This is a genomic window from Enterobacter cloacae complex sp.6700776, assembly GCF_048284255.1.
Classification (GTDB): Bacteria; Pseudomonadota; Gammaproteobacteria; order Enterobacterales; family Enterobacteriaceae; genus Enterobacter; species Enterobacter intestinihominis.
In genome coordinates this window covers 491571-512685 of record NZ_JBLVYK010000001.1, presented here as the reverse complement: position 1 = coordinate 512685, position 21115 = coordinate 491571, and the positions used below count along the sequence as shown (strand labels likewise).

Annotated in this window: 21 protein-coding genes; 11 read left to right on the top strand and 10 right to left on the bottom strand. The window is 54.7% G+C overall.

Going from position 1 to position 21115, the window contains the following annotated elements:
* Positions 1-53: 53 nt before the first annotated feature.
* The 3 genes from ACNQ0T_RS02605 to ACNQ0T_RS02595 all read right to left on the bottom strand — a co-directional run bounded on the left by ACNQ0T_RS02605 (position 54) and on the right by ACNQ0T_RS02595 (position 2655).
* The gene (locus ACNQ0T_RS02605; RefSeq protein ID WP_022648238.1) at positions 54-722 is read right to left on the bottom strand and encodes a GntR family transcriptional regulator; all 669 of its coding nucleotides are present in this window, start codon (positions 720-722) and stop codon (positions 54-56) included.
* 256 nt (positions 723-978) lie between these two features.
* A complete protein-coding gene (locus tag ACNQ0T_RS02600; RefSeq protein WP_022648239.1) occupies positions 979-2013 on the bottom strand; it encodes an NADP-dependent oxidoreductase in 1035 nt (344 codons plus the stop codon).
* 66 nt (positions 2014-2079) lie between these two features.
* Positions 2080-2655, bottom strand: a complete 576-nt coding sequence (locus ACNQ0T_RS02595; protein WP_017382277.1) for a helix-turn-helix domain-containing protein — start codon at positions 2653-2655, stop codon at positions 2080-2082.
* Positions 2656-2803: 148 nt separating this feature from the next.
* Here ACNQ0T_RS02595 and ACNQ0T_RS02590 point away from each other — a divergent pair, with 148 nt between their 5' ends.
* Both ACNQ0T_RS02590 and ACNQ0T_RS02585 read left to right on the top strand, forming a co-directional pair.
* On the top strand, positions 2804-3322 hold the full coding sequence (locus ACNQ0T_RS02590) for a GNAT family N-acetyltransferase (RefSeq protein ID WP_023306282.1): 519 nt from the start codon (positions 2804-2806) through the stop codon (positions 3320-3322).
* Entirely contained in the window at positions 3319-3768 is a 450-nt protein-coding gene (locus tag ACNQ0T_RS02585; RefSeq protein WP_022648242.1) for a DMT family transporter, read from the top strand. Before ACNQ0T_RS02590 ends, ACNQ0T_RS02585 begins: the two co-directional genes overlap by 4 nt.
* A gap of 3 nt (positions 3769-3771) precedes the next feature.
* Here the strand turns inward: ACNQ0T_RS02585 and ACNQ0T_RS02580 are convergent, their stop codons facing one another.
* Both ACNQ0T_RS02580 and ACNQ0T_RS02575 read right to left on the bottom strand, forming a co-directional pair.
* The gene (locus ACNQ0T_RS02580) at positions 3772-4005 is read right to left on the bottom strand and encodes a YdcY family protein (RefSeq protein ID WP_045308172.1); all 234 of its coding nucleotides are present in this window, start codon (positions 4003-4005) and stop codon (positions 3772-3774) included.
* Between the two features lie 100 nt (positions 4006-4105).
* Positions 4106-5704 carry an ABC transporter substrate-binding protein gene (locus ACNQ0T_RS02575; protein WP_161177208.1) on the bottom strand — a complete coding sequence of 533 codons (1599 nt, stop codon included), beginning with the start codon at positions 5702-5704 and terminating at the stop codon, positions 4106-4108.
* A gap of 282 nt (positions 5705-5986) precedes the next feature.
* Here ACNQ0T_RS02575 and ACNQ0T_RS02570 point away from each other — a divergent pair, with 282 nt between their 5' ends.
* The 3 genes from ACNQ0T_RS02570 to ACNQ0T_RS02560 are packed head-to-tail and all read left to right on the top strand — an operon-like array spanning position 5987 to position 12475.
* Complete coding sequence (locus tag ACNQ0T_RS02570; protein ID WP_417929508.1) at positions 5987-7318, top strand: SrfA family protein; 1332 nt, start codon at positions 5987-5989, stop codon at positions 7316-7318.
* Positions 7319-7322: 4 nt separating this feature from the next.
* Entirely contained in the window at positions 7323-10304 is a 2982-nt protein-coding gene (locus ACNQ0T_RS02565) for a virulence factor SrfB (RefSeq protein WP_417929506.1), read from the top strand.
* Complete coding sequence (locus tag ACNQ0T_RS02560; RefSeq protein WP_417929504.1) at positions 10301-12475, top strand: virulence factor SrfC family protein; 2175 nt, start codon at positions 10301-10303, stop codon at positions 12473-12475. The genes ACNQ0T_RS02565 and ACNQ0T_RS02560 overlap by 4 nt, the downstream gene beginning before the upstream one ends.
* A 33-nt stretch (positions 12476-12508) precedes the next feature.
* On the opposite strand, the gene ACNQ0T_RS02555 is transcribed toward ACNQ0T_RS02560, so the two are convergent.
* Together ACNQ0T_RS02555 and ACNQ0T_RS02550 are read right to left on the bottom strand one after the other, a co-directional pair.
* Entirely contained in the window at positions 12509-13267 is a 759-nt protein-coding gene (locus ACNQ0T_RS02555; protein ID WP_023306286.1) for an alpha/beta fold hydrolase, read from the bottom strand.
* 86 nt (positions 13268-13353) lie between these two features.
* Positions 13354-13527: a GhoT/OrtT family toxin gene (locus ACNQ0T_RS02550; RefSeq protein ID WP_003856960.1), complete on the bottom strand. Its 174-nt coding sequence runs from the start codon at positions 13525-13527 to the stop codon at positions 13354-13356.
* 243 nt (positions 13528-13770) lie between these two features.
* Here ACNQ0T_RS02550 and ACNQ0T_RS02545 point away from each other — a divergent pair, with 243 nt between their 5' ends.
* Genes ACNQ0T_RS02545 through ACNQ0T_RS02535 form a run of 3 tightly spaced genes read left to right on the top strand, consistent with a single transcriptional unit; the run spans position 13771 to position 14664 of the window.
* A complete protein-coding gene (locus ACNQ0T_RS02545) occupies positions 13771-14097 on the top strand; it encodes a DUF1971 domain-containing protein (RefSeq protein ID WP_022648249.1) in 327 nt (108 codons plus the stop codon).
* A 27-nt stretch (positions 14098-14124) separates the two neighbouring features.
* Positions 14125-14478: a DUF1971 domain-containing protein gene (locus ACNQ0T_RS02540; protein ID WP_022648250.1), complete on the top strand. Its 354-nt coding sequence runs from the start codon at positions 14125-14127 to the stop codon at positions 14476-14478.
* 3 nt (positions 14479-14481) lie between these two features.
* Entirely contained in the window at positions 14482-14664 is a 183-nt protein-coding gene (locus tag ACNQ0T_RS02535; protein ID WP_003856955.1) for a DUF1869 domain-containing protein, read from the top strand.
* Positions 14665-14699: 35 nt separating this feature from the next.
* Here ACNQ0T_RS02535 and patD read toward each other — a convergent pair whose 3' ends face one another.
* From patD to ACNQ0T_RS02520, 3 genes are all read right to left on the bottom strand, one after another.
* Positions 14700-16124, bottom strand: a complete 1425-nt coding sequence (patD, locus tag ACNQ0T_RS02530) for an aminobutyraldehyde dehydrogenase (RefSeq protein WP_045308179.1) — start codon at positions 16122-16124, stop codon at positions 14700-14702.
* Positions 16125-16263: 139 nt separating this feature from the next.
* Entirely contained in the window at positions 16264-17688 is a 1425-nt protein-coding gene (locus ACNQ0T_RS02525; protein ID WP_058646533.1) for a PLP-dependent aminotransferase family protein, read from the bottom strand.
* 82 nt (positions 17689-17770) lie between these two features.
* Positions 17771-17959 carry a hypothetical protein gene (locus ACNQ0T_RS02520; protein ID WP_017693360.1) on the bottom strand — a complete coding sequence of 63 codons (189 nt, stop codon included), beginning with the start codon at positions 17957-17959 and terminating at the stop codon, positions 17771-17773.
* A 417-nt stretch (positions 17960-18376) separates the two neighbouring features.
* Here ACNQ0T_RS02520 and ACNQ0T_RS02515 point away from each other — a divergent pair, with 417 nt between their 5' ends.
* The 3 genes from ACNQ0T_RS02515 (at position 18377) to ACNQ0T_RS02505 (ending at position 21113) form a co-directional block, all read left to right on the top strand.
* Positions 18377-18859, top strand: coding sequence for an Hcp family type VI secretion system effector (locus tag ACNQ0T_RS02515; RefSeq protein WP_200521039.1), 483 nt, complete (start codon positions 18377-18379; stop codon positions 18857-18859).
* On the top strand, positions 18856-19335 hold the full coding sequence (locus ACNQ0T_RS02510; RefSeq protein ID WP_417929501.1) for a DUF2778 domain-containing protein: 480 nt from the start codon (positions 18856-18858) through the stop codon (positions 19333-19335). The genes ACNQ0T_RS02515 and ACNQ0T_RS02510 overlap by 4 nt, the downstream gene beginning before the upstream one ends.
* A 383-nt stretch (positions 19336-19718) precedes the next feature.
* On the top strand, positions 19719-21113 hold the full coding sequence (locus tag ACNQ0T_RS02505) for a cytochrome ubiquinol oxidase subunit I (RefSeq protein ID WP_417929499.1): 1395 nt from the start codon (positions 19719-19721) through the stop codon (positions 21111-21113).
* Positions 21114-21115: the final 2 nt, after the last annotated feature.

The following is a 21115-nucleotide window of genomic DNA, read 5'->3' as shown; positions in this document are numbered from 1 at the left end:
TATAATCAAGGACGTTTGATACAAATAAACAAATAAGTGCGCCAGAGGGATCCTTAACTGTAGTATTGCCGTTGCAGAAGAATATTGGCTTCATCAATGGCTTTGTCGATCGCTTCCCGGCTGGCCGTCACATCCCTTTGCTCAAGCGCAGAAAGCAGATCGTCATAATGATAGGTCGCTGCGGGAACCTCGCTTAACTCTTCATGCAGATAGTGAATGCACGGACCAATCCGTACCCAGAGCTGCTCAATCAGCGAGTGAAGGGTCGGCATCTCGGCATACTGATAGAGCGTGAACCGGAACACGCGGTTGGCATGGATCGCTTTCTGTACATCGCCCTGATGCATGGCGGCACTGAAGTTATCTGACAGCGCGCGTAACGCATCCAGTTTGGTCTCGGTCATATTCTGGCACGCCGCCGCAACGGCCATCGGTTCAAGCTGCTTTCTGATGGCGTTAATTTCGTTATAGCGTTCCAGCGTCACTTCTGGCACCAAAAACGCCTGCGCTGGCGTGGCCTGTAATGCCCCCGCCGACACCAGGCGCAGCAGGGCTTCGCGCACCGGTGTGATACTGGTGCCCAATTTATCCGCAATCTCTTTTGTAACGAGTCGAGCCCCAGGTTTTAATGAGCCCGTAATTAATGCTCCCTTTAAACTGTTCTCTACTTGCAAAGTCAGACTGATTCTTTGTGCTTTTTCCATATGTTCCAAATCAAGCATGTTTAATTCCCGTAGCCAAACAAAATGCCATTTTCAGCGTCTGTTTAAAAAAACATCGCCGGTTAGATATATCCTGTATCGTCATGCCTGGTATGAGGGGCGCGCGTAATATTAAAATCGTTCAAATAATATTGCATTTTTCACTTCTGGCTCAGCTGGGCCGAGGCGCGCAAAGCTTATGGATTAATTAAAGACAATATATCGTATCTTCACAAATAATTATGGCGGACACTGCCCGCCATAACCGATGCTCTGTTTAGTCGGCCGCCACGCGGATCACAACCTTGCCGAAGTTTTTCCCCTCAAGCAGGCCAATCAGGGCGTCCGGCGCCGCGTCCAGCCCTTCCGTAACCTGCTCGCGATAGTGAATTTTGCCTTCCTGCACCCAGCGGCCCATTTCCTGCTGGAACTCGTCAATACGATGACCATAGTCCTGCGCGATAATAAAACCCTGCATACGGATGCGTTTTTTCAGGATGGTCCCCATCAGTAGCGGTAAGCGGTCCGGACCCTCCGGCAGGTTGGTCGCATTGTAGCCGCTGACCAGTCCGCAAACCGGCACGCGCGCGGAGGTATTCAAGAGCGGCAGCACGGCGTCAAAGACTTTACCGCCGACGTTTTCGTAATACACATCAATGCCCTGCGGGCAGGCTTTAGCCAGTTGTTCGTCAAAATCATCCGCATGGTGATCCAGACAGGCGTCGAAACCGAGCACGTCGACCGCATGACGGCATTTCTCCTCCCCGCCAGCCACGCCGATGACCCGGCATCCTTTGATTTTACCGATCTGCCCCACCGTTGCGCCGACCGGCCCCGTGGCCGCCGCCACGACAAGGGTTTCCCCTGCCTGAGGCTGGCCGATATCGAGCAGCCCCATATACGCGGTGAAGCCCGGCATCCCTAGCACCCCGAGTGCCCATGAAGGATGCGACGGGTTTTCACCCAGCTTCACCAGCCCCTGCCCGTCGGATAGTTCATACTCCTGCCAGCCGCTGTAACCCAGAACCCATTCACCCTCTTTATAATCCGGATGACGGGAGGTCTCGACGCGGCTTACCGTGCCGCCCACCATCACCGCGCCAATCTCGACCGGAGGTGAATAGGATGGCGCATCGCTCATACGGCCTCGCATGTACGGATCAAGCGAGAGCCATACGGTGCGTAATAACACCTGCCCCTCTGCGGGCGCGGGGATCGGCTGCTCTTCCAGGCGGAAATTATCGGCAACCGGCGCGCCGTGTGGACGGGAAGCCAGTACCCAGCGTCGGTTTTGCGTAGTAGATTGACTCATTCATCGCTCCTTACTGCTGAAAATGTCATTCAAGTCTGGCACGTTATCCTGCGGATCGCCTGTGCATTATGAGCCGGACTGATTAAGCCGCACGACCAGATAAAGGCACGATTCATCCGTTTCGTTGATAAACCGGCAGTCGTTCGGCGGCCCGAGTTCCAGACAATCTCCGGCCTTCATTTCATGGCGAGTATCCCCCTCCAGAAAGACCAGTTCACCTGCCTGCAACCAAATCAGCTGTCGTGCCAGCGCATAAGAGGAGGCGGGCATCGGCACATCGCTACCTGCGGGTAGCTCCACCTGGACGAGGTCGATAGGCATATCGCTGCGCGGCGACACATGGCGACGCAAATAGTGGGTTTGCGGATCGCGCCAGACGGGCTGATTCGCCAGACGTAACAGTTTGCCCTCCTGCATTTCCGCGCGCGCAATAAGCGTAGACATGCTAATACCGAAGGCACCGGATAACCGCGCAAGCAGCGTCGCCGTTGGGCTACTGTCACCCCGTTCAATCTTGTGGATCATGGCGCGTGAGATACCTGCCCGTTCGGCCAGTTCGCTTAATGACCAGCCCCGCGACTCGCGTTCAAGGCGTATGCGGGCGCTAATGCGTTGATTCATATTGTCTGTCATTGTATTCATGACGTCATACTATAGTGTACGGATGGTTTTTCGGGGCAGTTTTATGACAAAAAAATAGGGATTTTGTCGTAGCGATGCAATATAAGAACTGTGTAATATTGTGAGTAAATCGTACTACTATAGTGAACAACACAGCCAGAGGTTACCCATGATTGTTCGTCATGCCTGCAAAGAAGATTGTGCCGCTATCGGTGAAATTTATAACCATGCGGTGCTGCACACCGCCGCCATCTGGAATGATAAAACTGTCGACACCGATAACCGTATCGCATGGTTTGAGGCGCGTACTCTGTCGGGTTATCCAGTGCTGGTCAGTGAAGAAGACGGAGTGGTGACGGGATACGCCTCATTTGGCGACTGGAGAGCGTTCGACGGATTTCGCCACACGGTGGAGCACTCGGTGTACGTTCATCCCGAACATCAGGGCAAAGGCATTGGCCGGCTGCTGATGACGGAGTTAATCAAGGAAGCCCGCCAGATCGGTAAACACGTGATGGTTGCCGGTATTGAGGCGCAGAACCAGGCGTCAATTCATCTGCACGAAACCCTTGGCTTTATTACCACCGGCAATATGCCGCAGGTGGGAACCAAATTCGGTCGCTGGCTGGACTTAACCTTTATGCAGCTCCAGCTTGATGAGCGCAGCGATCCGGATGCTCTGCCATGAATCAATCGTTGACGTTAGCGTTTCTGGTAGCCGCCGGGATTGGGCTGGTGGTGCAAAACACCCTGATGGTGCGCATTACGCAATCTTCCTCCACCATTCTTATCGCCATGCTGCTGAACTCGCTGGTGGGGATTGTGCTGTTTGTCAGCATTTTGCTGGTGAAAAATGGCCTGGCGGGGTTTAACGAACTGGCGTCAACGGTGCGCTGGTGGACGTTGATCCCCGGCCTGCTGGGGTCTTTTTTTGTCTTTGCCAGTATTAGCGGCTATCAGAATGTGGGCGCGGCAACGACCATTGCCGTCCTGGTGGCAAGCCAGCTGATTGGCGGTCTGGTGATGGACATCCTCAAGAGCAACGGCGTTCCCCTGCGCGCGCTGGTTGGCCCGGTCTGCGGCGCAGTGATGCTGGTGGTCGGCGCCTGGCTGGTGGCACGGCGCCAGTTTTAACCCTTACAGAATAGTCCCGCCTTGGGTGAGGTGGGCATGGCGTGCCTCCGCCTCTTCTTTATGCTGCTTGCCATGATGCGCAATCGCGGTACGCAGGCGCTGCTGCTGGCTATAGCGATCTTCACGGCTGAGCTCTGCATCATCGCTTAATTCGATCAGCAGTTCGTTCATGTGAGTAATTACGCTCTCTTCGATGGTGGCATCGACGCGGGCGATAACATCATTTAAATGTGACATTGTCACTCCTTTTCACATGCCCGGTGGCGCTACGCTTACCGGGCCTACATTTGACACCCGTAGGCCGGGTAAGGCATAGCCGCCACCCGGCAAAATACGATCAGTTCAGCTTCGCTTTCGAGAAATCGCTGCCCATCAGGCTTACGCTGTACCCGGTCACATTGCTGCGGGTCGCGTAGAACGTTTTACCGTTAGCTAACGCAATCCACGGTGCCTGCTGGTAGAAAATCTCCTGTGCCTGGCCATACAGCTTCGCACGTTCGTCCGGGTTGCTGGTCAGTTTGGCCTTTTGCACCAGCTCATCATACCCCTTATCACACCAGCGCGCGGCGTTAGATCCGGTTTTGATGCTGTTACAACCCAGTAGCACATCGGCGAAGTTGTCCGGATCGCCGTTATCAGACATCCAGCCGAACAGCGCGGAATCATGCTCGCCTTTGCGCATGCCGGAGAGATATTCCCCCCACTCGTAAGAGACGATTTTCGCCTTCACGCCCACCTTCGCCCAGTCAGCCTGGATCATCTCTGCAATGCGTCGGGAGTTCGGGTTGTACGGACGCTGAACCGGCATGGACCAGAGGGTCACTTCCGCGCCTTTCTCCAGACCCGCCTGCTTCAGCAGCGCTTTCGCTTTTTCCGGATCGTAGCCGTAATCCTTCAGATCTTTGTTAAAGCCGAGCATGTTCGGCGGGATCGGCGATTTAGCGACCGTACCAGACCCCATAAAGACCGCGCTCACAATGGCCTTTTTGTCCGTCGCGTAATTCAGAGCCTGGCGCACCAGCACGTTATCAAACGGTTTTTTCTCTGTGTTGAACGCCAGGTACCCCACATTCAGCGCATCCACCGAGTGCAGCGTCAGGTCTTTGTTTTTCTTGATCGCTTCAAACTGCACCGGCGACGGCGCAGGAATGATCTGACACTCGTTCGTTTGCAGCTTCGCCAGACGCGTCTCAACGTTTGGCGTGATGGAGAAGATCAGGTGTTTGGTCGGCACCTCACCGTCCCAGTAGTTCGGATTGGCGACGTAGCGGATCAGCGAATCCACCTTGTACTGCTGAAGCACATACGGCCCGGTGCCGATTGGCCAGGTGTCCACATTTTCAGGCGTGCCCTTTTTCAGCATCGCGTCCGCGTACTCGGCAGAGAGGATCGAGGCGAAGTCCATTCCCCAGTCGGCCAGGAAAGCCGCGTTGGGTTCGCTCAGCGTGAACTGAATGTGATAATCGTCGATCTTTTTCACATCCTGAATGAGCTTGTCGAGGCCCACGTCATTAAAGTATTCGTAATTACCCTGGGAAACATTGTGATAGGGATGCTTAGGGTCTTTCTGACGCATAACGGAGAAAATAACATCATCAGCGTTAAAATCACGGGTCGGTTTGAAGTATTTATTGCTGTTGAATTTCACCCCTTTACGCAGGGTAAACGTGTATGTTTTGCCGTCTGGCGAAATGGTCCACGACTCCGCAAGAGAAGGCACCGGCGTGTTTTTTACCGGGTCGAAGTTAATCAGACGGTTATACAGCGTTTGCGAGCTGGCAACAAACGAGGGGCCAGAGCTGGCGATCTGCGGGTTAAACGACTCCGGCGACGCCTCGGAGCAGTAGATAATGGTGTCTTTGTTTGCCGCCCATGCGGCGCTTGCCGGTAGCAGCGCGCTCAGCGCGAGGGCGAGCACGGTTTTCCCTGTAAACATAATTATTACCCTTTCGGTTTTATTATAGTGAACAGTAATAACAGCACAGACGTTTTGGCCTGACAAATAACGAATCACTATCAGGTTATTCTAAAGCCGTACATTTCGCTGGTTTTAACATCAGCCCGCAGAAACCGATTTGCCTTAAGGTCCATTATTCGTCAAGCACAACCGTTACGATCAATGCCGCAAGAAATCGTCCCTTTTGTCGTCTCCTCCGCCGTTTGCTTGCTTACCTGATTCGTTAAAGTAACGGCGTGAAGAAGTCTACAGGACCAAATCGTGGCAAAAACACTTTTACGCAGCGGTAATCTGGATGATTTTCAGGCCGTTGGCGGCGGCGGACAGGCCGTTTTTGAATCAGCGCTGCAAATCCGCGAAGCGCTTCGGTTGCGCAAACAGCAGGCTATCGTCGATTGCCTGGCCATTCCTCAGGTCAATGACGGCGGCGATCGCGTTGACTGGTACTCCCCGGTTGAGGGAACCGTCTCCAGCTGGAAGGCGGCGGATGAAGACGATCGTTTTCGCGCCCTGCGCTATCTGGAAAACACGCTCGCCAGCATAGAGTCGCTGAGTAAAAAATGCCTTCAGTCACCGAAAATGGCGCAGCAACTGTTTGGATCTCTGCTCTCTAAAGCTTTCCAGTTTCCCGGTGAAAACTTTGTTTTCCTGGTGGATGGCAAACCGGTGATCTGCTTCTGGGGTTTCGTCAGTCTTAACGAAAACGCGCGCGACGACGTGCTGGACTGCCTGCGCGAATCGTTGGTCCCTGAACCTGAACCCGTGATGATTAACGAACCTGAACCTGAGCCAGAACCGGCCCCGGTGGTGACCTTCGAGCAGGCCGACGCGCCGCTTATCACGCCTGTGGCTACCGTCCGTATCACCGAAGATGAGCTGTATACGCCAGAGCCGGTGCGCATGAACACCGTGCCGTCAGAGCCCGCACCAGCGGTGGTGCAGAAAAAACGTCGCTCCCCCCTGTGGTTGCTGCCGGTTGCCGCCGTCATTATTGCAGCCATTGCCACGCCGCTGCTCTGGCCAAAACAGGCCCCGACCGCAGCGCCAGTTACCTCACCAGCGCCAGCACCTGTCGCCATTGCTCCGGCCCCCGTGAAGACGGTTGAGCCGCTTGAGCTGAAACTCCCGCTGCACCAGGCAGAAGTGGTAGAGCCCAAGGTGAAGACGCCTGCCCCGGCAGCCGAACCGGTGGTCATTACCGCTATCCCGAAAGATGCGATGGTGATGGAGGCAAACCAGGTCAAAGCGGGGTTAACGCGCTTCCTGAACGGCACCTGGCGCGCGTTTCTCGATGTGCAGGATCCGCTCACCGGCAAACCGCCGTCTCTGCGCTACCAGATCCAGAACAATAAAGGTTTCGCCCGGGTCGTGCATGGCGACAACATTGTCTGCCGGGTAGACGTCTTTTCCGGATTACACAGCAACGGCGAGCTGTTGATCAAAACGCGCGGAAACGCTCGTTGCACCGACGGTTCACGCTATCCGATGCCGGAAGTGACCTGTAAGGCAGGTGCCAGCGACGTGGCGGAATGCACCGCACGTTACGATGCCAACACCGTCGTTCCTCTGACGTTCAAGAAAGCAGGTGTCTGATCCTATGCTGGTTAATCTTTGCGACTATAAACAGAGCGTGACGCTGATTGCTAACAGCGGCGTACAGTTTCTCGATTTTGGCCTGACTCCGCAGGACACCGCCAGCAACGGGCGTTTCGTGCGTAAAACGGCAAATGGCCCGCTGCTGCGCCTGGATTTTGACCTGGTCAACGGCCGGTACACGCTGCCTGCCACCGATGGCGGGAAGCCGGAAGTGGTCAAGCCTGAAAGCACCATTCCACTGCATGACTCCCTGACCGTGCTGGACGGTGTCTGGCTGCCGCTCCCTTTCCTGCGCTTTAACCCGCCGCGGACGTTTGTTGATGGCCCGAATAACTGGGCGCGCGTCCAGGTACGGAAGCTGTCCACGCCCGACGCGGCAGGCAATACGCACCGGGTCACCGTCGCGCTCGACAGCCAGATTGCGGAGCATGCGACGTCTGCCCTGTCGCCGGTTGAAAACGACATTCTTAACGGCACGCGTTTCGCCCTCGCCTGGCGCGACAGTGAGGTTGAGAGTTTCCTCGACCAGACCTGGATTGACGGCTGGCTGCGTGAAGCCTTCACACAATATGCTGACGGTGTTGAAAAACGCGCCGAGCGCGAGCTGCATCAGGCCATGCGCAGCTTTGAATATCAGGCGCACTGGCTCAACCTGCTCTCCATGCTCGGTGAACAACTCACCGTGCCGGAAGTGAAGTTTGTCACCCATACCCTGAGCACCCCTGCTATTCCTGTCGATCTGATCCTTGACGTAGGCAACACCCACACCTGCGGCGTGATTATTGAAGATCATGGTGATGCCAACGACGGCCTGCGCCAGACGGCTGAGCTCCAGGTGCGTTCCCTGAGTGAGCCGCAGTTCCTGAATGAGCCGCTTTTTACCAGCCGTCTTGAATTTTCCGAAGCGCGTTTTGGCAAGCAGCACTTCTCGGTGGAAAGCGGCCGGGAGGATGCGTTCGTCTGGCCGTCGATAGTCCGCGTGGGTGATGAAGCGCGTAAGCTGGCGATGCAGCGTCTGGGCACGGATGGCAACAGCGGTATCTCCAGCCCGCGTCGCTATCTGTGGGACGAGACGCCGGTGGTGCAGGACTGGCGCTTTAGCCAGATGAACAGCAAAACTCAGCGCGAACCGCTGGCAACCGCGTTTCCGCTGATGAACCTGATGAACGACGACGGGGAACCGCTCTTTACGCTGCCGCAGGATGAGCGCCTGCCGGTGTTCTCTCCGCAGTACAGCCGCAGCACCCTTATGACGCACATGCTCTGCGAGCTGCTGGCTCAGGCGCTTGGCCAGATTAACAGCGTAGCCACCCGCTTGCGGCTCGGCTTCCCGGCCTCTCCCCGCCAGCTGCGGACGCTGATCCTCACCCTGCCTTCGGCGATGCCGAAACAGGAGCGCGAGATTTTCCGGCGCCGCATGTTCGAAGCCATCGCCATCGTCTGGAAAGCGATGGGCTGGCACCCGCAGGATGAAGATTTTGCCAGCCGTAAACAGCAGGAAAAAAGCGTGGTGCCGGTCCCTGAGATCCAGATGGAGTGGGACGAGGCCAGCTGCGGCCAGCTGGTGTGGCTGTATAACGAAGCCATTTCCCACTTCGGTGGCCAGACCGAGGCCTTTTTCGCCTCCCTTGCCCGTCCGGATCGCGCGCCTGAGCCTGGCGTCCAGCCGGGGCGCGCTCTGCGCGTGGCCTCGATTGATATCGGCGGCGGCACGACGGATATGGCCATCACGCACTATCAGCTAGACGATGGTACCGGTAATAACGTCAAAATCACCCCGCAACTGCTGTTCCGCGAAGGGTTCAAGGTCGCTGGCGACGACACACTGCTGGACGTGATCCAGCGCTACGTTTTGCCCGCACTGCAAACCCAGCTTCAGAAATCCGGCATAGCCGATGCCTCCCAGCTGATGGCATCCCTGTTCGGTGACTCCGGGCGGATCGATACCCAGGCGGTCCTGCGCCAGCAGACGGCGCTTCAGCTCTTTATGCCGATCGGTCACGCGATCCTGGCGGCGTGGGAATCGAGCGATGTTGACGATCCGCTGGCCGGGCTGCATGCCACCTTTGGCGATCTGCTTGCGCAAAAACCGACGCGCAACGTGATGAATTATCTCCAGCAGGCGATCGACCATGCGTTGCCTGCCGGCTCAGAACACTTTGATCTGTTCAGCGTCCCGCTGCACGTCAGTTTCCGCGAGATGCAGGACGCGATGCTGGCGGGTCAGTTCACGCTTGCCGCCCCGCTGCATGCGGTATGTGAGGCGATCTCTCACTACAGCTGCGATATTCTGCTGATCACGGGACGGCCAGGCTGTCTGCCAGGCGTTCAGGCCTTGATTCGCCACCTGCAACCGGTGCCCGTCAACCGCATCGTCTGGCTGGATAAATACCAGGTTCATGAATGGTATCCGTTCAGCCAGCAGGGACGGATCGGCAACCCGAAATCCACAGCCGCCGTGGGAGCGATGCTCTGTAGCCTGGCGCTGGATCTTCGTCTGCCGCGCTTTAACTTTAAAGCAGCAGATATTGGCGCGTACTCTACGGTGCGCTATCTGGGCGTGCTGGATAACACTATCAATACCCTGCGGGACGAGAACGTCTGGTATCACGATATCGACCTCGATAAACCCGGCGCGAAACTGGACACCCGTCTGCACTTCCCGCTGCGCGGCAACGTTACGCTCGGCTTCCGGCAACTGGCCAATGCCCGCTGGCCCGCGACGCCGCTCTATACCCTGAGCATCAACTCTGCCGAGCTGGCGAAAGCCATTGCGGGCGACGGCGTACTGAACGTGCGCCTGAAGCTGCGTGGCGGCAATAAGCAGGAGGGGCCGGAATCTTTCGAGCTGAGTGATGCCTGGCTACAGGACGGCACGCCAGTGCCGCCGGACGCCCTGACGTTTAAACTGAATACTCTGGCCGATCGCCGACACAGCGGCAGCCACTACTGGATCGACAGCGGGAGCGTATACCTCAAATGACTGCGACGACTGCCACCACTCAGGCCTTAATCGGGTGGATCAACGAGACGCGACAGCACGCCCCGATGCTGGATAACGAAGCCGACGCCCTGCTTGCCCGCCTTAACGCAGTAAGCGCGCGTGAAGAGGCGCTCGATCGCGCCCTTGTCAGCCAGGGCAGTATCGGCCTATATGGCCACTCGCAGGCCGCGAAAGCGCACCTGCTGGCTGCCCTGTGCGGCAGCGGGGACGAACGGCTGAACGTAACGCCGGGTCAACGCACGTTTGATTACTTCTCGCATATTAACCCCGGGCATGCACCGACCAACATGGCCGTGCGTTTCAGCAGAGCGTCCCGCGAGGTCGCAGACGACGCGTTTCCCCTGCGCCTGCGCCTGGTAACGGAGGCCGAGCTGGTGCAGCTGTTTATCGCCCGCACCACGTTGGATCCGCAGATCCGTGCGGTGGATAAATCGGTGATTGAAGCACGGCTTGAGAAGTGGCGGGCGCTGCGTCAACCGCAGAGCGTGCCGGGAATGACGGCGCGGGAAGTCGCGACCATTGCCCGGTTCTGGCAAAGCGTAGTACCCGGCGCTAAGCAGCATATTGATGATGCCCTGTGGCACCAGTTTGCTCTGCTGGTTCCGTCGCTTGATCTCAGCACCCGCGCCAGCGTCTGGTCTCTGCTGTGGGGTGAGCAGCAGGAGTTAACCCAGCAGTGGCTTAAACTCGCCCAGGTGCTGCATCAAACCAGCCATGCCAGCGCGCTTGCGGCGCCGTTGAGTCTGCTGGTGGACAGTTTTGGTCTGCCGTGTGAAGGTTTCCTTACTCACGGGGCCTTTACCGTGCCGGAAGCGCAGGAAACATTGCTTCATCCGGTAAATAACGGCGAGTTGCTTAATGCCATTAGCCTGCCCGTCGATGTGCTGGCCTGCCTGACCCGCGAAGTGGTGCTGCCCGTTGAAAACTGCGTTCTGGATAACGTAGATATTATTGATATTCCGGCCATTTCTGAGGAAAACACGCCGCTGATGACGCAGGCAAAATGCCTGTGGTTGCTGGAGCATTATCGTCAGCACATACAGCCGGATGTCCTGGTTATCTGCAATGCGACGGCCCACCACCAGCAGACGGCAAAAACGGCCAGACTCCTGCAAAACTGGGTCAAAGAGACGCAGCCGGTGGAAGAGTCCGCGTTGCCGGGCCTGGTCTGGGCCATTACCCCTCACGATGCGCGGTTTACCACAAAGCAGAATCTGGACGAAGCGGTGCAACAGTTGCTGGGCCAGCCGGGTCTGCGCTGGGGCACGCTCCAGGCGCTCGATACCCACAGCATGCAGCGGGTAATTGAATGGCTGTCGCAGGCTACCCTTCCAGCACAGCGCCAGAAGCGTCTCCGCGCGCTGAAAAGGCTGTTACAAGAGTCGCTGTCGACGCTGATGCGCCCATATGTCGCGCCTCTCACTCAGGAGCCAGGCGCAGGGCGGGCAATGGCCGAAAAAATGGTCCGAACGCTGCAAGGCAGTGCCGCTCGTCATGGTGAACTGCTTGAGGGGCTTCTGCCGCCGTTAAACGCGTTTGAGACGCTGCTGACCGTTCACCAGCCTCGTGAGGAACAGGTCAACGGCCTGTTTAACGACGTTATCGATCTGTTTGCGGAAGAGACGCCGGAATATCCAGGCACGTTGCAGACCAAAGACAAGGCGCGACTGGCCCATAACGTGTGGGTTAACCATCTTCGTCAGTGGAGTCGCAACGACGCGGCCGCCGCCCGTCTGGGCCTGGACCCAGAGGTATTACAGCAGATTGCGGATGTGTTAATCGTTACCAGCTACCGGCTGGATCTGCCGCTGCAACTGCAACGCATTGCAGAAACAGATAAAAGCAGTGCTGCGCAGCTGCATGCCGCGACAGGCAATTTCGTTAGCTGGCTTGGCTATGAACTGACGCCCGTTTCTGAACGGCCTGCAAGCCGGATCCGCAAAGGTCAGCCAATTTTTGTGACGCCAGTTGTGAGCTGCGCTTCACCCCGGCTTACCCGACTTGGCGAGCAGCCTGTTCACGCGGCGACAGCCTATGTTTATGACTGGCTGGTTGCGCTCTACACCCGCGCGATTGAGAATGTGGATTATCAGTGCCCGTATGACATTAAGCCTGCTGCGCGGAAAGCCTTGTCTGCCTTGCTGTCTTAATCATTGCAGCCCGCAGCAATGCGGGCTACCCCTTCATGATCCGTTTATGAAGCCAGACAAAGCCTGAGCCAACGCTGACGGGTTTTCCCAGGACATTGAATGGCCCGCATCAGGGATAATTTTTACAGCAACGCCTTTTTGTTGCAGGCGATTAAAATCTTCATCAGGCAGGGACCACTCACCAAAAACTAACATGACCGGGCAGCTCAATGACAAAAACAGGTGTTCCCAGTCGGGTTTAACGCCCTTGACCAGGCTCGTTGCGCCGCGCCAGACGGCCCAGGGGGCATTGCTTTGAAGGCTTCCAGACCACGCCGTCGTTTCCGCCCGCAGCATGTCATCATAGCCCTGTTCCAGAAAATGTTGTTCCGTTTGGGCCGCAATTGCCCGGCTGAACATCCCGCCACCCGCATGAAAATTGGGTTCAGACACTATCAGGCCTTTAACGCGTGACTTTAGCAGCGTTGCCGTTTCGATCGCGATACTCCCCCCCATGCTATGACCATAGAGCCAAAGACTATCCAGGCCGAGATGGTCTAACAGTTCAACCACCACCTGCGCCTGTTCACTTGTGCGATAACGGTAGTTGTCAGGTTTGTCACTGTAACCGCTACCGGGGAGATCGATCAGAATGGCTCTGCGCCCCCCGAAACGGGTATCACAGACAATTCGAGGATATTCATACGACGATGCACAGCCCAACCCGTGGATAAACACAACCGGGTCACCGAAACCGGGAAGATCCTGCCAGCGCACCGTGCAGCCTGCTTGCTGTGAATAGAAACTGTTCATAAGCACTCCATGTATGACGGACTGTATATTTATACAGCCTCAATGTATGGAATGCTATGTCTGGATGCCGATTCTTGAAGCGTGCTTCAGAAAAGAGAGATTAACAGGGCAACAGGAAAGCTCATCGGCCAGGTGGAGCCCACCAGGAATGCGCTCAACAGGCGAATACGTTTACGATCTTTAGACAGGAACCAGGTGATTAATGCGCAGATGGAGGCCATGATTGCGTAGAACACCAACATCTTTTGATACAACGTCATTCTGTTTACCTGAGCCGAAAAATAACCGCACGCAATATGCGTCATATGTTGACACAGATCAAGTTTTTTCGTTACACAATAACCACTTAATTATTAATGATAATAACAACTGAGTACCTTGTGTAACAACGCCGGGTAAAGCAAAACGGTTATTATTGATAAGATGCATATAGAATGCACTTTTTGGTAAATCTATCCCTGCAGAAAGCAGTCTAATAAAAGCAGGCTTTTAAGGGAGGAAACATGCTACGCATTCCGCAGAGTTGCATTCACACCCGTTCCACGCCTTTCTGGAACAAAGAAACGGCCCCCGCCGGCATTTTTAAACGTCACCTTGATACGGGCACGCAGCCGGGCGTTTACCCTCGCCTGTCGGTGATGCGCGGCGCGGTGCGTTATCTGGGATATGCTGATGAATTTACACCTGAGCCTGACAGCGAGCTCGTCATTGAAGCGGGTCGTTTTGGCGTTTTCCCGCCAGAGAGATGGCACCACATTGAGGTGATGACCGACGACACCCTGTTCAATATTGAATTCTTTGTTGAACCTGAGGTGCTTAAGTCCCTTTAAGCGTCCGACAACATGAAGGAAACTATTATGTTACGTATTCCTGAAAACTTTGTTCATACCCGCTCGACACCGTTCTGGAATAAAGAGAGCGCCCCAAAAGCGCTTTTTACCCATCACAACACCAAAGCCGGCGTGTACGGTCGGTTGTCCGTCATGCAGGGTGCGGTGCGTTACTTTGGCTTTGCCGATGGCGATGCCACCGAACCCGATCTGGAAGTGATCATTGAGGCCGGTTCTTTTGGCATCTCGCCACCGCAAAAATGGCACCGCATTGAGCTACTGACCGACGACACCTATTTTAATATCGACTTTTTCGCGGATCCTGCCGTCACGCTCAGCGGTGCGGGTATCGGTAAAGTGGTCAACACGCATAAGGAGTAAATAATGGGTAAGGCTACCTATACCGTGACCGTCACCAACAACAGCAACGGCGTGTCGGTGGATTATGAAACAGAAGCGCCAATGGAGCTGTTGATTCCGGACGTCGCGGCAGATGTCGTGAAGGATCTGGTGAATACCGTTCGCGCCTACGATACGGAAAATGAACACGAGGTATGTGGCTGGTAAGCTGAATCGCCCGGCACTGCGCCGGGCATGAGGGTTTAGTGTTTAAACATGACATGTCGGACTACCGTGTAATCCTCAAGTCCGTAGACCGACATATCTTTGCCATAACCGGATAACTTCATCCCGCCGTGCGGCATTTCGCTCACCAGCATAAAATGGGTATTGACCCAGGTGCAGCCATACTGCAACCGTGCGCTAAGGCGATGGGCGCGTCCGACGTCTTTTGTCCAGACGGACGAGGCCAGGCCGTATTGCGAATCGTTAGCCCAGTTCAGCACCTGCGCTTCATCCTCAAATTCTGTCACGCTGACCACCGGGCCAAACACTTCTCGCTGGACGATCGCATCTTCCTGCTTCGCCCCGGCCAGCAGCGTTGGCTGGAAGTAATATCCTGCCCCCTCTCTTTTACTGCCACCGGTGACGACGCGGATATGTCCAAGGGCTTTGGCTTCATCCACGGCAGCGCAAACGCGGGAAAGATGCGCTGCGGAGCTGAGCGGGCCCAGCTCCGTTGATGTATCGTCCGGCGCGCCCATTTTCAGGCTGGTAACAGCTGCGCCCAGCTTTTCGACCAGCGCGGAGTAAATCCCCTTCTGGGCATAGATACGACAGGCTGCGGTACAATCCTGACCAGCATTGTAGAAACCAAACGTACGCACGCCTTCAACCACGGCATCCAAATCTGCATCGTCAAAGACAATGACCGGGGCTTTTCCACCCAATTCCATATGGGTACGTTTAACTGAAGATGCGGTATGCCCGATAATATGTTCTCCGGTAGCAATAGAGCCGGTGAGAGAAACCATACGGACTTTTTCGTGACCGGTCAGCGGATCTCCTACGGTTTTGCCGCGACCAAACAGCACGTTGAGCACGCCTGGCGGGAAGATATCTTTCGCCAGTTCCGCCAGCTTCAGCGCCGTCAACGGGGTGATTTCAGATGGCTTGATGACGACGCAGTTTCCCGCCGCCAGCGCGGGCGCCAGCTTCCACGCCGCCATCATCAGAGGATAGTTCCAGGGCGCGATAGAGGCGACAACGCCAACCGGGTCGCGGCGGATCATCGAGGTATGTCCTTCGAGGTATTCTCCGGCAGCCAGCCCATTCAGGCAGCGGGCGGCCCCGGCAAAGAAGCGAAACACATCGACCACGGCCGGGATCTCATCTCCCTGGACACAGTGCAGCGGTTTCCCGCAATTTAGCGACTCCAGTTGTGCGAACGCGTCAGCGTTGGCTTCTATCACATCAGCCAGTTTCAACAGACATTCGGCGCGCGTTTTCGGCGTCGTTTGTCCCCACTCTGTAAACGCGCGATCGGCAGCCTGGACGGCAGCGTCCACCTGTGCTGCCGACGCTTCAGCAATCTCCAGCAATACTTCACCCGTGGCAGGATTGTAAACCGCCTGCTTCTCACCCTCGCCGGTCACCAGTTCACCATTAATCAGCAGTTGATTTTGCATAGCATCGTCCTGTTGAAATCGACATAGTTTTCGCTGTCAGCACACGTTCTGGCTGGTCGATGCGTGACAACGTCACGTCACCAATCCGCACTCCCTTACTAAAGGTAGACCGCGCATCATGTCGCTTCAGGAATTTTCATCAAGGTGTGACTGGGGGCAGCATCATTTCGCGAATTAACGCCGCCAGTTGGACGACCGCCTGCTCCTCCCGCTCGCCCCATCCCCATGAGGTATTGAAACGGAAAAACGGTGTCCAGATATTGGAGGTGGAAAACATTTTGCCGGGCGCAATGCTGATTTGATGAGTTAATGCCTTTTCACTCAACTGCCCCGCATCCAGCTCTTCAGGCAGTTCCAGCCATAAAAAGTAGCCGCTGTCGTTATGATGGATTTTGACGCCAGCAGGCATATGGCGCAAAAGCGATTGCCAGGCCTGCTGTTTGCGTTCAGCAAGCGTGCGCCGCAGGCGACGAAGGTGGGCGTCGTAACGTTTGGTCGCCAGGTAATCCACCAGCGCCAGCTGCATGGGGGAGCTGGTGGATAACGTACTCATCAGCTGTAACTGCTGAATACGGCGCGCATGTTTTCCCGCCGCCACCCAGCCAATACGGAAACCGGCCACCAGACACTTGGAGAATGAGGAGCAGTGCAACGTCATATCCTGCTTATCCCAGGCCTTTGCCGGAAGCGGCTTTTCGCGGCCAAAGTAGAGTTCGCTGTAAACATCGTCTTCAATCAGCGTGACGTTATGCCGGGTTAATAAGGCCACCAGCTGAGCTTTCTTCTCTGCACTCAGCGTGAAGCCGAGCGGGTTCTGACTGTTGGTCATCAGCCAGCAGGCTTTCACCGGATAATCATTTAACGCCTGCTCAAGGGCACTGAGATCGATGCCCTCACGCACGTCAGTAGCAACCGACAGCGCTTTCAGTTTCAGACGTTCAAGTGCCTGGAGTGCGCCATAAAAACAGGGGTTTTCAACGATAACCCAGTCACCTGGTTCAGTGACAGCCTGCAAACTAAGGTTGAGTGCTTCGAGCGCGCCCGCGGTGATCACAATTTCGTCCGGGGAGATATTCATCCCCTGCTGAGCGTAGCGACGGGCAATGGCATGACGTAAGTCGACGTTACCCGGCGGCAGGTTTTCAATCACGCTCATGGCCGTGGCCGTTTTACTGACATTAGCAAGCGAGCGGTTGAGTTGCTGAAGCGGGAATAGGCGCGGATCGGGAAATGCCGAGGCAAAAGGGACAACGGAGGGGTCGCGGCTGGCCTGTAGCACGTCGAAGATATAGGTGTTGATGTCAACTACTTCATCGCGCATCACCTGCGCGGGCGGTGCTGGCTGATGTGTGGTCGGACGGGCGGCAACGTAATAGCCTGACTGCGGTCTGGCAACAATGCGCCCCTGACTTTCCAGCATCTGATACGCGTGGCCCACGGTCATGAAACTCATGCCGCTGCTTGCCACCTGCTCTCGCAGAGAAGGCAGCTTATCGCCCGGCAACCATACGCCAAGCTCAATCTGCGAGATAATTTGTTGCGCCAGACGCTGGTATTTTTTCATCAGATTCTCCTTATTGCTGACAGTGTATATCAGCAGGAGAAAAAGAGAAGAATTTGCTAACTGTTATGGGAAACGCGGTAGATTACTTGCGGTACTCAGTAATGTGATTCTGAGCAGAACGCGCTGCGGCCAGGTGGTCGAGCGTGATCATCGACGATTTGCAGAAAATGCATTTTGCGCCGAACGGATTTTTGTCAGACACATCAAAAGCTGAGGTGCGGTACTGCGAGCCATGACAGCATGGGCAGCGGAAATGGATATAAGAAGTCATAGGATTCTCCTGTAAACGTAAAAACGTAAATTACTCATGAGCCGATCAGGCAAAAGTTGGTTCGATACAAAACTAATCGGAATGTAGATAAAGACCCAAGAGAGGCTGCGGAGAGGCACAACGTGATGAGAACTGCTTTATAAAACTACGTCAGATATTTATTTGGATTCAAAACCAGAAATCCATTAACGCATGTTGCTGGCGACAAAGCAAGCTGTTTAATGCGTAAAAATCATAAAAAGAAATTTTTTATTCAAGATTGTCTACAGCTTCATTGATTATTCAAGAAACCGATTTCGAAGCACCAACACATAACACATTGAAATATAATTGTTTTATATGGCATTTTATGCCTACCTGGTTGGTTCAACAGAGGTATTAACTTTTCAGATTCACTCAGAAAAAAGGAACTATAGGATGGCAATTCCAGCATACCTCTGGCTAAAAGATGACGGTGGCGCGAATATTAAGGGCTCTGTCGACGTTGTAAATCGTGAGGGAAGTATCGAAATTTTGAGTTTTGGGCACGGCCTGTATCTCCCTACCGACAACATGACCGGTAAGATCACAGGTACCCGTATTCATAGCCCACTTAATTTTGAAAAAGAGTTCGACAGCTCAAGCCCCTATTTGTACAAAGCAGTAGCAAAAGGACAAACCTTAAAAAGCGCTGAGTTTAAGTGGTATCATATCAATAATGCAGGCCAGGAGGTCGAATACTTCAACATGCTACTGCAGAACGTGAAAGTTGTCTCTATCTGCCCACTCATGCATGATATAAAAAATCCCGCGACTGAAAAACATAACCATCTCGAAAGTATCGCACTTCGCTACGAAAAGATTACCTGGAAGCATTGCGACGGGAATATTCTCTTCTCTGATGAATGGAAAGACAGATGATTCGATGTACTTTTCATTTAAACGGGGGACAACTTTCAACGCTGAGCTGTCCTGGCCTGGGTTTTTTCCCCGCATATTCAGGAAACTCAGGTCACAACAGAAACAATCCTGATGCCGTTTCAACGCCTGAGGTAGGGCCATTACCACCCGGACTCTATTATATCGTTACACGTCCTCGAGGTGGGTTAGCTACCCACTGGCATGATGTTATCAAAGAGTTTGAAAGCGGATCGAACCGTGATTTTTGGTTTGCTCTTTATCGTCATGATAATCACATTGACGATACAACCTTTATCAACAGAGTTGAGCGAGGATCTTTTCGTCTACACCCTGCGGGACAGTCCGGTATTAGTAATGGATGCATCACATTACCAAACCATGCTCACTTCAGAATATTAATGCATGGACTACTGGCGTCCGGCACAATAAAAGTCGCTGCTGGATTAAATACACTTGGCACCATACAGGTATATTGATGAATGCAAGAAAACATGCCCTTACGTGGGTGGTCGAAACATTGATGCTTTTCATTATTTATTCGCTGGTATGCTACATCATGCCGGATGTTTTGCTTTATCACCTCTACACCAGACATTTTGGATTTGTAACTGAACTTGAATGGAGTGAAAGCTACACATTATTACTTTTTATTTTTTCCTTTCTGCTTAACGCCGTATTGATCTACCTTTGGGCGTTACGAAAGTGAGCGTTAACATGGGCGGTAATATTACCGCCCGATACAAGTTTCACATAGACGGTCAAGAAAACTGTTATAGATAAATAACATCGGTCTGTCTCTGCAACCCAGACCTGGCAAAGCTTAGAATGGCATCGAATTTTTTGCACTGCGGAGTTTTGCATGTTTGGTTTCGATGCGTTTCATCTTGCGCGAATACAGTTCGCCTTTACCGTATCCTTTCATATTATTTTTCCGGCGATAACCATTGGCCTGGCGAGCTATCTCGCCGTGCTGGAAGGGCTGTGGCTGAAAACAAAAAACCCCGTCTGGCGTTCGCTGTACCATTTCTGGTCGAAGATCTTCGCCGTCAACTTTGGGATGGGCGTGGTCTCCGGCCTGGTGATGGCTTATCAGTTTGGCACCAACTGGAGCGGGTTTTCGCAGTTTGCGGGCAGCATTACCGGCCCTCTGCTGACCTATGAAGTGCTCACCGCGTTCTTCCTTGAGGCGGGGTTCCTCGGGGTAATGTTGTTTGGCTGGAATAAGGTCGGGCCGGGGCTGCACTTCTTTTCGACCTGCATGGTGGCACTGGGGACCCTCATGTCTACGTTCTGGATCCTCTCGTCAAACAGCTGGATGCATACACCGCAAGGGTATGAAATCATCAACGGTCAGGTCGTTCCGGTGGACTGGTTTGCCGTGGTGTTTAACCCCTCCTTCCCTTACCGCCTGCTGCACATGTCGATTGCGGCATTTCTCAGCAGCGCGCTGTTTGTCGGAGCCTCCGCGGCCTGGCATTTGCTGCGCGGAAACAACACGCCTGCCATTCGCACCATGCTCTCCATGGCGTTGTGGATGACGTTGATCGTAGCCCCTGTTCAGGCACTGGTGGGTGATATGCACGGGCTTAATACCTTAAAACACCAGCCTGCGAAAATAGCCGCCATTGAAGGCCACTGGGAGAATCCCCCGGGTGAGCCTACTCCGTTGCTGCTGTTTGGCTGGCCGGATATGGAGCAGGAACGGACCCGTTTTAACCTTGAAATTCCCGCTCTCGGCAGCCTTATCCTGACCCACAGTTTCGATAAACAGGTTCCGGCATTGAAGGAGTTCCCAAAAGACGATCGCCCGAACGCCACCATTGTCTTTTGGTCTTTCCGCATCATGGCCGGTTTAGGGATGTTGATGCTCTTCCTGGGCATGGTGGCGGTCTGGCTGCGTTACAAACAGCGCCTCTACACCTCACGTTCCTTCCTGTGGTTTACCCTGCTGATGGGGCCGTCCGGGCTAATCGCGATCCTCGCCGGATGGGTAACAACGGAGGTCGGCCGCCAGCCCTGGGTCGTCTATGGGCTACAGCGTACGAAGGATGCGGTTTCCGCACATGGCGATCTGCACATGAGCATCAGCTTGCTGGCCTTCTTCGTGGTTTATACCGCGGTGTTCGGCGTGGGTTACAGCTATATGGTGCGTCTGATTAAAAAAGGGCCGCAGCCTTATGAATCCTTCGCGACTGAATCCGATGGCCGCCCTGCTCGTCCGCTTTCTGCCGTCACCACTGAATTTAAGGAGTAACC